This window comes from Streptomyces sp. NPDC002536 (genome assembly GCF_053594995.1).
The window spans coordinates 1-12,004 of the sequence record NZ_JBSFWU010000036.1 but is presented as its reverse complement, the minus strand read 5'-3'; the positions used below and the strand labels follow the sequence as shown (position 1 = coordinate 12,004).

Below are 12,004 nucleotides of genomic sequence, written 5' to 3'. Positions count from 1 at the left end.
AGGTGCGCCGAACGGCGCGGACCCGCACGTTACGGGCATAGACATGCCCACGTCCAGAATCGCCTTCGCACACCCGAGCGAGGGTGTGACGAATTTTCCGTCTACGGCGCTGTAGTTAATGCGTGCCCTGCCAGGGTTCGCAACGGGCGGACGGCCGGGGCCACTCCTGTGGGGGGTGGCGGCCCCGGCCGTCCTCCGTCCGCAATGCCGGACCGTCAGGCGTCCGCCTCCGCGGCCGCCGCGTCCTTCACGCTCACCGTCAGGTCGTTCGTCACCGTGAAGTACGGCCGCAGCAGCGCGTCCCCGTGCGCCGCCGCCGGGAAGGTGTCGACGCCCTTGCGGTCCGCGAAGTCGCCCGCGATCCGCCCGACCCGCACCAGCGCCGCGCCCTTCGCCGGGCGCACCCACAGGTCCCACAGGTCCTGCTCCGGGTCGCGCCGGGTGCTCATCGGCGCGCAGGGCAGGCAGCCGGTGCCGTTCTCCAGGGGCACGCGGACGTCGCCCACGGCACCGTCGGCGCCCCGCAGCCGGGCGACGAGTTCGGCGCCCTCGCCGAAGGACGTGCCCAGGGCCTCCAGCGTCACTGTGATGCCCTCACCCCCCACCCGGACCTCCGTCGCCTCGGCGTGCTCCGGGCGCAGCCAGGTGCGCAGGGCGAGGTAGCCGTCGCTGGTCCCGTACGGCACCCAGGCGGTGACGCCCTGGGGGCCGCGGCCGAGCGGGAGTCCGAGCAGGGCCTTCTGCTCGACGAGCGAAGCGGCCAGCCGGCGGCGGCTCTTGTCGCCGGAGCGCTCGGTGTAGGTGTCCCAGCGCCCCTCGGACAGGGTGTGCGCCCCGCGCTCGAGCCGGGCCTCGACCCAGCCGTCCGCGCCGCCCGGCTGCTGCGGCAGGGCGACCCGCACCGCCTCCTTGCCCTTGCTGCCGCGGTGGCGCAGCAGCAGATGCGTGTCGGCGGCGGTGAGCTGGCCGGCGCGCAGCCGGACGACGAGGGAGCCGTCGGCCCCGACCGTGCAGCGGGCCTCGGGGTGCGCGGCGCCGGCCCGCTGTGCGGGTACCGGCTTCGGCTTGTCGCGTCCGCCGCCGAACAGGCCGCGCAGCAGGCCGCCCTTCCGGGCGGGGGCGGCGGTGGTGCTGCCGGGGCGCAGTTCCTCGAAGAGCTCCTCGTAGCGGCGGGCGACGGCGGCGGGTTCGTAGCGGTGGGCGGCCTGCCGGGCGGCGGCGCCGAGGCGCCTCCGCAGGGCGGGGTCGCCGGTGAGCCGCAGCAGGGCGGCGGCGTAGGTGTCGACGGTGGCGTCGCCGTCGAGCGGGACGAGGATGCCGTCGGTGCCGTCGGTGATGATCTCGCGCGGCCCGTGCGGGCAGTCGGTGGCGACGACGGGCAGGCCCGCGTGCATGGCCTCGACGATGGTCATGCCGAAGGACTCGGCGTCGGAGGCGACGGCGGCGACCGCGCCCTTGGACCACTCGGTCTCGATGGGCGAGCGGGCGCCCATGAGCGTGATCCGCTCGGAGAGGCCCAGGTCCTCGATCTGCTTGCGCAGCTTCGGCTTGGCGGGGCCGCGCCCGTAGATGCGCAGGTTCCAGTCGGGCCGCTCGGCGGCGATCTGCGCGAAGGCGGCGATCAGCCGGTCGTAGCGCTTGACGGAGACGAGCCGGCCTGCGGACACGACGATCTTCGAGGTGCCGTCCGAGGGCTCGGCCACGGGTGCCGGAACGGCGTTCGGGATCGCGAGGATCCTCGCCTTGGCGTCCGGGAGCGCCTCGCGGTAGTGGCCGGCGTCGGCCTCGGAGACGGTGGTGAAGGCGTCGAGGGCGGCGATGGCGGGGTCCATCACGGCGTGCAGCTCGGGGACGTGGGCCTCGTGGGTGAGGTGTTCCTGGCCGAGGCGCAGGTAGCGGCCGGTGCCGTACTCCGCGAGGTAGCCGATGAGCTTGGGGCGGGTGGCGATGACGACGTCGGCGTCGGTGGCGGCGAGGTGGGCGGCGACCTTCTCGTCGGTGAGGGCGGTGGCGGCCATCAGGCCGTTGTCGATGCGCTCGTCGCGGAAGAGGGCGCTGGGCCGCTGGTTGAGCGGCGAGCGGTACTCCTCGCTCTCCTCGCCCTCGCGGAAGTCCAGCAGCGGGGTGAGGCGCACGCGGGGGTCGATGGTGAGCTCGGGTTCGTCGGCGGGGCGGTTGACGCTGACGATCCGTACGTCGTGCCGGTCGGCGAGGGCGGCTGCGAGGTTGACGGTCGAGCGGATGGTGCCGCCGATGCCGTAGGCGTTGTGCAGGAGGAATTCGATCTTCATCGTGCCCTCAGTTCCGGTGCGCGTGCAGTGCGCGGGGGCGCGGCCGAGCGCGCTCCCGCCTCACCCCTGGAGGTTAGGGGATCGCGCCCCGTAGGGGCGCGGGGAACTGCGCGACCGGCCACGGACGGCCTGCAGCCGACGCATTGCCTCTGGGGTCCGGGGCGAAGCCCCGGGGACCTCGGCTACGGGTGCGTCGTGGTTGCTCGCGCAGTTCCCCGCGCCCCTACGGGGCGCGAAGCACCCGCCCCACAAGCGCGGTGAAGTCCTGCCAGGACTGCTGGGGCTTCGCCGGGTCCCACAATCGCTGGGCCGTGGCGGCCAGGGGCAGCCGGATGCCGTTCGCGACCTGGTCGGGTGTCTGGGCGTCGGGTTTGTCGCACCAGATCGCGAACCGGCCGCCGAGGATGCGGTCGGGCCCAGCCTGCCCTGCGGGGACGGGCGTGGTGCCGCGGACGACGGCGGGCGACCACTGACCGTAGATGCGTTCGCCGGTCGGGTAACGGAACTGGTTGGGCTCGCCGAGGACGTAATAGAGGTACTCGTCGTTGAGGTTGACCAGCGGGCGTCCTTCGTTCAGGTACTCGGTGGGGGGCCGGGCGCCCAGCTCCTTGCCGGTCCAGTACTCGACCTCGATGTTCTTGTCGGGGGTGACGACGCCGTCGGTGAAGAACCCGTCGTTCCAGGCCTTGGGCGTCTTGCCGAGGGAGCGCACGAGGGCGGCGCGGTCGTTGAGCCAGCCGGTGGCGAGGTCCTGGACCCTGGCATCGGGTCCGTACTTCTGCCGGGCGGCCTCGGCGAGCCGGGGGTAGGCGGCCTGCGGGTCCTTGCTCATCAGGGCGCGGTACTCGTCGGCGCCGAGGTGGAACCAGGGGCCGGGGAAGAGGCCGGCGTACTCGCGGATGAGGTCGTCCACGACCGTGGCCGCGTCCGGGTCGGCGATGTCGACGGCGCCGCGGGCGACGGTGCCCTTGGCGTCGCGCAGCTGCAGGTCGGGGTGGCCGCTCAGGACGGCGCCGAGGTGGCCGGGCGAGTCGATCTCGGGGACGACGGCGATGTGCAGGGACGAGGCGAGGTCGATGATGCTGCGCACCTCGGCCTTGGTGAGGTGCTGGCCGGAGACGATCTCGGGGTGGCTGTCGCTGTCGATGCGGAAGCCCTGGTCGTCGGAGAAGTGCAGGCCGAGCTGGTTGAGCTTGAGGTCGGCCATCTGCCGCAGCCGGTCCTTGATCCAGTCGGCGGGGAAGTACTTGCGGGCGATGTCCAGGTTGAGGCCGCGCTGGGGGCGGTCGGGGCTGTCGCGGACGGTGCCCTCGGGCAGCCCGCCGCCGGAGCGCACGGCCTGGACGACGGTGCGGGTGCCGTAGAAGACGCCGGCCTCGTCGGCGCCGGTGATCAGGACCTTGCCGTCGTGGGTGGTGAGCTCGTAGCCCTCGGGCCCGCCGCTCTGCCCCGGGCGCAGGGCGAGCTCGACGTCGCCGCGGCGGGCGGGGCCGGCGTCGAGCCTCAGCTTGAGGTCGTCGGCGAGCCGGCGGCCCGCGTCGGCCAGCGGCCCGCCGGGGTCGGCGACGACCCGGGCCCCGGTCCCGGGCCGCCAGCCGGGGCCGCCCGCAGCGGTGAAGGAGCGCACGGCGGGGACGACGCGCGGCGGGCCGGGGGGTGCGGGGGCCGTGGAGGAGGGCGCGGCGGAGGCCGGGAGGGAGCGGGCGTCGTCCTTGGCGCGGTGGCTGCCGGAGGTGCGGGGGCAGCCCATGACGGACATGGCGGCGAGGAGGGCGAGGGCGGAGACGGTCCCCCGGATGGCCGCCGTGCGGGTGATCCTGACGGGCAGTCGCTTGGACAGTCGCATGGAGCAAAACCTCCCATTCAGGGAGAAGATAGGTTTTTTCCGTGCATGGACGGCGAGGACCCGCCCGGAAGGACGCCCGTACGACCCGTACGAAGGAAATTCGCGCATCCGTCGGACAGTGGCCGAGAACTGTCGTTACGTTTTGGTCCCGCTCAGGCTTCGCCACGATCACCGAGGAGCCCACCCTGCACGTTCTCGACCGACTCGATCGAAAGGACCGGCCCGCCCCGGTTTCCCCGGGCACGCCGGACATCTCCGCGGAGGCCGACGAGGCGCTGCGGGTCGCCCATGCGGCCTACGAGAGCCGGTTCGGCGAGCCGCTGCTGCTTCCCCCGGCCCCGGACAGCGGCCCCGAGGAGGCCTTTGACCTGCTCCTGCGCACCCTGCGCGAGCGGTTGACGGCCCGTGGCGAGCAGATTCACGCCATCGGCGGCTAGCCCGTACGTGCCTGTTTGATCACACCTGCCATACCCCGGGATACCGAACCGACAAGGCGTCGCTACGATGGCCAGGGCCGGTGGACCGTACCCGGCCGGGCCCGACCGACAGTAGAGCCGGCTGGCCCCAATCCCCGCTCCCGGAGGGTTTTCCGTGCCGGCTGGAACGCTGTACCGCGGCCGGGAAGGCATGTGGTCCTGGGTGGCTCATCGAGTCACTGGCGTCCTCATTTTCTTCTTCCTGTTCGTGCACGTCCTCGACACCGCGCTCGTTCGTGTCTCGCCCGAGGCCTACGACAACGTCGTCGCGACGTACAAGACACCCGTCGTCAATCTGATGGAGTACGGCCTCGTCGCCGCCATCCTCTTCCACGCTCTCAACGGCCTGCGGGTCATCGCGGTGGACTTCTGGTCCAAGGGCCCGCGCTACCAGAAGCAGATGCTGTGGACGGTCGTCGGTGTCTGGGTCGTGCTGATGGCAGGCGCCTTCTACCCCGTGCTCAGCCACACGCTGCGCACGCTGTTCGGGAGCTGATGACGCGAGATGTCCGCTGAAACCACCACCCCCGCGGTGAACGAGTCCGTGTCGCTCTACGACGTGGACAACCCGGCTCCGGTCATCGAGCCGCCCCGTAAGCGCACCAAGAAGACCCCGAAGTCCACGCGCACGAACTTCGAGCTGTACGGCTGGCTGTTCATGCGGCTGTCCGGCATCGTGCTGGTCGTCCTGGTCCTCGGCCACCTGCTGATCCAGCTCGTCCTCGACGGCGGCGTCAGCAAGATCGGCTTCGCCTTCGTGGCCGGCCGCTGGGCCTCGCCGTTCTGGCAGGCCTGGGACCTCATCATGCTGTGGCTCGCGATGCTGCACGGCGCCAATGGCCTGCGTACGGTCATCAACGACTACGCGGAGCGGGCCAACACCCGCTTCTGGCTGAAGATGCTGCTGTACACGGCCACGGTGTTCACCGTCCTGCTGGGCACGCTGGTGATCTTCACCTTCGACCCGAACATCCGCTAGAGCCCGGGGCTGACGAGACCATGCAGATCCACAAGTACGACACCGTCATCGTCGGCGCCGGCGGCGCCGGCATGCGCGCCGCCATCGAGGCGACGAAGCGCAGCCGCACCGCGGTGCTGACCAAGCTCTACCCCACCCGCTCCCACACCGGCGCGGCCCAGGGCGGCATGGCCGCCGCCCTCGCCAACGTCGAGGAGGACAACTGGGAGTGGCACACCTTCGACACGATCAAGGGCGGTGACTACCTGGTCGACCAGGACGCCGCCGAGATCCTGGCGAAGGAGGCCATCGACGCGGTCCTCGACCTGGAGAAGATGGGCCTGCCGTTCAACCGCACCCCGGACGGCACCATCGACCAGCGCCGCTTCGGCGGCCACTCCCGCAACCACGGCGAGGCCCCGGTCCGCCGTGCCTGCTACGCGGCCGACCGCACTGGCCACATGATCCTCCAGACGCTGTTCCAGAACTGCGTCAAGGAGGGCGTGGAGTTCTTCAACGAGTTCTACGTCCTGGACCAGCTCATCACCGAGGTCGACGGCGTCAAGCAGTCGGCCGGTGTGGTGGCGTACGAGCTCGCCACCGGCGAGCTCCACATCTTCCAGGCCAAGTCGGTCGTCTACGCCTCCGGCGGCACCGGCAAGTTCTTCAAGGTGACCTCCAACGCGCACACCCTGACCGGTGACGGCCAGGCCGCCTGCTACCGCCGCGGCCTGCCGCTGGAGGACATGGAGTTCTTCCAGTTCCACCCGACGGGCATCTGGCGCATGGGCATCCTCCTCACCGAGGGCGCCCGCGGCGAGGGCGGCATCCTCCGCAACAAGGACGGTGAGCGCTTCATGGAGAAGTACGCGCCCGTCATGAAGGACCTCGCCTCCCGCGACGTCGTCTCCCGCTCCATCTACACGGAGATCCGCGAGGGCCGCGGCTGCGGTCCCGAGGGCGACCACGTCTACCTGGACCTCACCCACCTGCCGCCGGAGCAGCTGGACGCCAAGCTGCCGGACATCACCGAGTTCGCGCGCACCTACCTCGGCATCGAGCCCTACACGGACCCGATCCCGATCCAGCCCACCGCGCACTACGCGATGGGCGGCATCCCGACCAACGTCCAGGGCGAGGTGCTGGCCGACAACGACACCGTCGTTCCGGGTCTGTACGCCGCCGGCGAGGTCGCCTGCGTGTCCGTCCACGGCGCCAACCGCCTGGGCACCAACTCGCTGCTCGACATCAACGTGTTCGGCCGCCGGGCCGGCATCGCCGCCGCCGAGTACGCGGACCGGGCCGAGTACGTCGAGCTCCCGGAGAACCCGGCCGAGCTCGTCGAGCAGCAGGTCGAGAACCTGCGCAACTCGACCGGCACCGAGCGGGTCGCGGTGCTCCGCAAGGAGCTGCAGGAGACCATGGACGCCAACGTCATGGTCTTCCGCACCGAGCAGACCATCAAGACGGCCGTCGAGAAGATCGCCGAGCTGCGCGAGCGCTACAAGAACGTGTCCATCCAGGACAAGGGCAAGCGCTTCAACACCGACCTGCTGGAGGCCATCGAGCTGGGCAACCTGCTCGACCTGGCCGAGGTGATGGCCGTGTCCGCGCTGGCGCGCAAGGAGTCCCGCGGCGGTCACTACCGCGAGGACTACCCGAACCGCGACGACGTCAACTTCATGCGGCACACCATGGCGTACCGCGAGACGGACGCGTCCGGCAAGGACGGCATCCGCCTCGACTACAAGCCGGTCGTGCAGACCCGCTACCAGCCGATGGAGCGTAAGTACTGATGAGCACCGCGACTCTCGACAAGCTCGAGGCCGAGGCGCAGACCTCGCACAACATCAAGGTCACCTTCCGCATCCGCCGGTTCAACCCGGAGGTCTCGGACGAGGCGATCTGGCAGGACTTCGAGCTGGAGATCGACCCCAAGGAGCGGGTCCTCGACGGCCTCCACAAGATCAAGTGGGACCAGGACGGCTCGCTGACCTTCCGCCGCTCCTGCGCCCACGGCATCTGCGGCTCGGACGCCATGCGCATCAACGGCAAGAACCGTCTGGCGTGCAAGACGCTGATCAAGGACATCAACCCGGCCAAGCCGATCACGGTCGAGCCCATCAAGGGCCTGACGGTCCTGAAGGACCTCGTGGTCGACATGGACCCGTTCTTCCAGGCGTACCGCGACGTCATGCCGTTCCTCATCACCAAGGGCAACGAGCCGACGCGCGAGCGCCGGCAGTCCGCGGAGGACCGCGAGCGCTTCGACGACACGACGAAGTGCATCCTGTGCGCGGCCTGCACCTCCTCCTGCCCGGTGTTCTGGAACGACGGCCAGTACTTCGGCCCGGCGGCGATCGTCAACGCGCACCGCTTCATCTTCGACTCGCGTGACGAGGCCGGTGAGCAGCGCCTGGAGATCCTGAACGACAAGGACGGCGTGTGGCGTTGCCGCACGACGTTCAACTGCACGGACGCCTGCCCGCGTGGCATCGAGGTCACGAAGGCGATCCAGGAGGTGAAGCGGGCGCTGATCACGCGCCGCTTCTAGTCCTGCGGACAGCTCGCGAAAAGGCCCCGTTCCCCTCCCGGGAGCGGGGCCTTTCGCGCCCCGTCAGGGGCGCGGGGAACTGCGCGAGCAACCACGACGTGGCCGCAGTCGAGGACCCGGGGCTGCACCCCGGACCCCCGGGGTGGTGCGTCGGCTGCAGGCCGGCGGTGGCTGATCGCGCAGTTCCCCGCGCCCCTTACGGGGCGCCCAGCGCCATCAGCGCTTCGCGCCGACGCCCCAGCTCCGCCATCTCCGCGTCGATCTGCGCCAGTTGCTCCCCCAGCACGCGCAGCGTGACATCGCAGCTCACCAGCCCCGCCCCGCCGTGGGCACACGGCAGCACCTCGCCGATGGCCTCGGTGCTCAGCCCCGCCGCGAGCAGCTCGCGGATCCGGCCGACGGCCTCCACCGCATCGGCCCCGTACCGGCGGTACCCACTGGCATCACGGCATGCTGCAAGCAACCCCCGCTGCTCGTAGTAGCGAAGCGACCGCGCGCTCACGCCCGTACGCCGCGACAGTTCCCCGATCCGCATGCCCCGTTCCCCCTCCGGACTTGACGTTGACACCGGCGTCAAGGGGCAACCTGTCGGACATGACAAACATTCCGGCCCTGCACACCACCGTCACCGGCTCGGGCCCCGGCATCCTGCTCGCCCACGGCGCCACCGGGAGCATCGCGGACAACTACGCGGCCCTCGCCCCGGCCCTGGCGGCCGCGGGCCACACGGTCGTCGCCCCGGACTACCCCGGCTCGGGCGAGACTCCGCGCGCCACCGCCCCGTTGACGCTCGACGGGCTCGCCGACGCCGTGGTCGAGCGCGCCGTGGCGGCCGGTGTGGAGACGTTCACCCTCGTCGGCTTCTCCCTGGGCACCGCCGTCTCCGTACGGGCGGCGGCGCGGCACCCCGAGCGCGTCCGCGGGCTCGTCCTGACCGCGGGCCTGGCCCGGCCCGACCGGCACGCGGACATCACGCTCGGCCTGTGGACGCACCTGCTGGAGCGGGGCGACCACGCGGCCTTCGCGCGGTCCCGCGCGCTGACCGGCTGGTCGCGCCGGCACCTGAACGGCCTTCCGCAGGCGGAGGCGGACGCACTGCTCACCCCGGACCCCGCGCTGTGGCCCGCGGGCTCCGCCGAACAGGCCGCGCTGGTACGGACCGTGGACACGACCGGCGACCTGCCGGGCATTGCCGTGCCGACGCTCGTCGTCGCGACGACGGAGGACGAACTCCTCCACCCGTCGAACTCCCGCTACCTCGCGGACCACATCCCGGGGGCGGAGTACGCGGAGATCGCGGCGGGCCACGTGGTGATGCACGAGCGGTACGCGGAGTGGGAGGGGCTGATCCTGGACTTCCTGCGCAGACACGGTCTCTGACGGTGAGACAGCTCACGCAGCCGGGGCCCGTGCCGCGTGGCAACCTCGTGCCCATGACACCCATAACCCTGCCGCCGCTCCACACCACCGTCCGCGGGACGGGCCCCGGCCTGCTGCTCGCGCACGGCGCGGGCGGCAGCGCCACGGCGCACTTCGCCGCGCTCATGCCGGCGCTGGCCGAGCGGCACACGGTCGTGGCCCCGGACTACCCCGGGTCGGGCGGGTCTCCCCTGGCGCCCGGCCCGCTCACCCTCGACGGGCTGGCCGACGCGCTGGTGGCCGCGGCGACCGGGGCGGGTGTGGAGTCCTTCACCCTGGTCGGCTACTCGCTCGGCACGCTCGTCTCCGTACGGGCGGCGGCGCGGCATCCCGGGCGCGTCCGCGGGCTCGTGCTGACCGCGGGCATGGCACGGCCGGACAACCGCATGCTGGCCTCCTTGGAGTTGTGGCGCACGCTGCTGGCCGCGGACGACCGCAAGGGCTACGCCCGCCTCAGCGCGCTGAGCTCCTTCAGCACGGACTTCTTCAACGCGCTGCCGCAGGACCAGGTGCCGGCGCTGCTGCACCTCCTGGCCTCGTCCGTTCCCGACGGCACGGCGGAGCAGGCGGGCCTGGTCGCGACGGCCGACACGACGGCCGACCTGCCGGGCATCACGGTGCCGACGCTGGTCGTGGCCACGACCCGGGACAACCTGGTGTCCCCCGCCAACTCCCGCCTGCTGGCGGGCCGTATCCCGGGGGCCGAGTACGCGGAGATCGAGGCGGGGCACGCCGTGATGGTCGAGCGCCAGGAGGAGTGGCAGAAGCTGCTACTGGAGTTCCTGGGGCGGCACGGCCTCTGACACCCAGGCCCGCGCGGCCGGGAGGTCGGGGGCGATCCCGGCCACCTGGTAGGCGAACCCGTCCCACTCCAGCAGCACGCGCGGCTCGCCGGGCCGGACATGGCTCCCGCCGCCGTGCCACGGCCGGTGCCGCCGCGCCTCCCCCTGCGGTGCCAGGCGCCGCCGTTCGTAGGCGGCGAGGGGATCGTCGGGGCGGCGGTATTCGGCCATCCCTCCAGGGTGCCGCAAGCCGCCGGTGCGGGTGGGGGTTTCGCGCACGCGCATGGTCCTCGGCTCTTCGTCACGCGGCACCACGGTGCCCTGTAAGGGGCGCGGGGAACTGCGCGACCGGCCACCGACGGCCCGCAGCCGACGCAGCGCCGCAGGGTCCGGGGCATCTGCGGGTGCATCGTGGCTGGTCGCGCAGTTCCCCGCGCCCCTTACAGGGCACCTCTCACCCCGCCACGGGCCCCTGCATCTGCTTGCTGATCCATTCGATCGGCCCCGTCCCCATGTTGGGCACATAGGTCTTGGCGTTGTGCTCGCCGTCGGGTATCTCGCTGAGCAGGGTGTGCACCGGGCCCTTGTTGCCGTACGTGGCGACGAAGTCCTTCACGTTCTTCATCGCCGTCTTCTCCTTCGTGCCGACCTGGAAGGCCAGATAGACGTCCGGCCCCTTGGCCTTGATCAACTGCTTTGCCAGCACCTGGGGGTTGTTGGCGGCCTTCTCCTTCTCGTGCCCCGCCCACAGCGGCGAGTCGGGGACGATGTCCGGCCCGGAGGCGATCACGGCCTTGAAGCGGTCCGGCTTCTGCAGCACCGCCTTCAGCCCGGCGAAACCGCCCGACGAGGAGCCCATGAAGCCCCAGCCCTCGCGCTGCTTCAGGGTGCGGAAGTTCGCCTTGATCAGGTCGGGGACGTCCTCCGTGAGCCAGGTGCCCATCTTGGGCCGGCCCGGTATGTCGCTGCCGTCGTAGTAGTTCTTGTCGTCCGGGTTCAGGACGGGCATGGCGACGATGAAGGGCAGGCTCTTGCCCTCCTTCGACCACTCGCTGATCGACTGCTGCAGCTTGAGGTCCGTACCCATCCAGTAGTTGACCGGATAGCCGTTGCCGCCCGGCAGCGCGATCAGCACGGGGAAGCCGCTGTTCCGGTACTTCGGGTCGTCGTACTGCTTGGGCGCCCAGACCCAGACCTTGCCCTTGAAGCCGGACTTCTTGCCGTCGAGGGTGACGACGCCGATCTTGGTGCCGTCCTGGACGGTACTGGCGACCTTGAAGTCGGCCTTCGGGCCGGTGGGCATGAGCGTGCCGGATTCGCCGGCGGAGCCGCTGCTCCCCTGGCCGAAGCTCATGGAGTCGCCCTTGTCGGAGAACAGGCCGAAGGAGCTGAGAACGGGCCAGGCGATGAGACCGAGGGCAACAGCGATGATCGCCGCCACGGCGAGCCGGCGTTTGGGTGCAGTAGCCATGCTGCCACGGTCGCTGCGCGTTCTAAGAGGGTTTCTAAGAGCCCCCGGCGCCGGGGGCTGCGCCCAGCCCCCTGTCGAAAGTGCGGGCCGGCGGTGGCTGGTCGCGCAGTTCCCCGGGGGCCGGGGGGGGGGGGGGCCCCCCCCCCCCCCGGGGGGGGGGGGCCCCCCCCCCAAAAACCCCACACCCAACAGGCGCTAGGTTGTGAG

The 12,004-nt window shown here is 71.4% G+C and carries 12 protein-coding genes; 7 read left to right on the top strand and 5 right to left on the bottom strand.

Annotation, left to right across the window (positions count from 1 at the left end):
* Positions 1-215 precede the first annotated feature (215 nt).
* Both ACWD4B_RS15785 and ACWD4B_RS15780 read right to left on the bottom strand, forming a co-directional pair.
* Entirely contained in the window at positions 216-2,291 is a 2,076-nt protein-coding gene (locus ACWD4B_RS15785) for a glycosyltransferase family 4 protein (RefSeq protein WP_451421260.1), read from the bottom strand.
* Positions 2,292-2,514: 223 nt separating this feature from the next.
* Positions 2,515-4,137, bottom strand: a complete 1,623-nt coding sequence (locus ACWD4B_RS15780) for a family 20 glycosylhydrolase (protein WP_451421259.1) — start codon at positions 4,135-4,137, stop codon at positions 2,515-2,517.
* A 41-nt stretch (positions 4,138-4,178) separates the two neighbouring features.
* Here ACWD4B_RS15780 and ACWD4B_RS15775 point away from each other — a divergent pair, with 41 nt between their 5' ends.
* The 5 genes from ACWD4B_RS15775 (at position 4,179) to ACWD4B_RS15755 (ending at position 8,125) form a co-directional block, all read left to right on the top strand.
* Positions 4,179-4,574: a hypothetical protein gene (locus ACWD4B_RS15775; RefSeq protein WP_451421258.1), complete on the top strand. Its 396-nt coding sequence runs from the start codon at positions 4,179-4,181 to the stop codon at positions 4,572-4,574.
* A gap of 154 nt (positions 4,575-4,728) precedes the next feature.
* Entirely contained in the window at positions 4,729-5,109 is a 381-nt protein-coding gene (gene sdhC, locus ACWD4B_RS15770; RefSeq protein WP_390782150.1) for a succinate dehydrogenase, cytochrome b556 subunit, read from the top strand.
* A gap of 9 nt (positions 5,110-5,118) precedes the next feature.
* Positions 5,119-5,592, top strand: coding sequence for a succinate dehydrogenase hydrophobic membrane anchor subunit (locus tag ACWD4B_RS15765; RefSeq protein ID WP_451421257.1), 474 nt, complete (start codon positions 5,119-5,121; stop codon positions 5,590-5,592).
* 20 nt (positions 5,593-5,612) lie between these two features.
* A complete protein-coding gene (gene sdhA / locus ACWD4B_RS15760) occupies positions 5,613-7,367 on the top strand; it encodes a succinate dehydrogenase flavoprotein subunit (protein WP_451421256.1) in 1,755 nt (584 codons plus the stop codon).
* A complete protein-coding gene (locus ACWD4B_RS15755; protein ID WP_451421255.1) occupies positions 7,367-8,125 on the top strand; it encodes a succinate dehydrogenase iron-sulfur subunit in 759 nt (252 codons plus the stop codon). The genes sdhA and ACWD4B_RS15755 overlap by 1 nt, the downstream gene beginning before the upstream one ends.
* Positions 8,126-8,321: 196 nt before the next feature.
* Here ACWD4B_RS15755 and ACWD4B_RS15750 read toward each other — a convergent pair whose 3' ends face one another.
* On the bottom strand, positions 8,322-8,660 hold the full coding sequence (locus ACWD4B_RS15750; RefSeq protein ID WP_451421254.1) for a MerR family transcriptional regulator: 339 nt from the start codon (positions 8,658-8,660) through the stop codon (positions 8,322-8,324).
* A 59-nt stretch (positions 8,661-8,719) separates the two neighbouring features.
* Here ACWD4B_RS15750 and ACWD4B_RS15745 point away from each other — a divergent pair, with 59 nt between their 5' ends.
* Together ACWD4B_RS15745 and ACWD4B_RS15740 are read left to right on the top strand one after the other, a co-directional pair.
* On the top strand, positions 8,720-9,505 hold the full coding sequence (locus ACWD4B_RS15745) for an alpha/beta fold hydrolase (protein ID WP_451421253.1): 786 nt from the start codon (positions 8,720-8,722) through the stop codon (positions 9,503-9,505).
* A 53-nt stretch (positions 9,506-9,558) separates the two neighbouring features.
* Positions 9,559-10,347, top strand: a complete 789-nt coding sequence (locus ACWD4B_RS15740) for an alpha/beta fold hydrolase (RefSeq protein ID WP_451421252.1) — start codon at positions 9,559-9,561, stop codon at positions 10,345-10,347.
* On the opposite strand, the gene ACWD4B_RS15735 is transcribed toward ACWD4B_RS15740, so the two are convergent.
* Together ACWD4B_RS15735 and ACWD4B_RS15730 are read right to left on the bottom strand one after the other, a co-directional pair.
* Positions 10,315-10,557, bottom strand: coding sequence for a DUF6087 family protein (locus tag ACWD4B_RS15735; protein WP_336416123.1), 243 nt, complete (start codon positions 10,555-10,557; stop codon positions 10,315-10,317). The two genes, ACWD4B_RS15740 and ACWD4B_RS15735, sit on opposite strands and share 33 nt — an antisense overlap.
* Positions 10,558-10,780: 223 nt before the next feature.
* The gene (locus ACWD4B_RS15730) at positions 10,781-11,797 is read right to left on the bottom strand and encodes an alpha/beta hydrolase (protein WP_451421251.1); all 1,017 of its coding nucleotides are present in this window, start codon (positions 11,795-11,797) and stop codon (positions 10,781-10,783) included.
* Between the last annotated feature and the right edge of the window lie 207 nt (positions 11,798-12,004).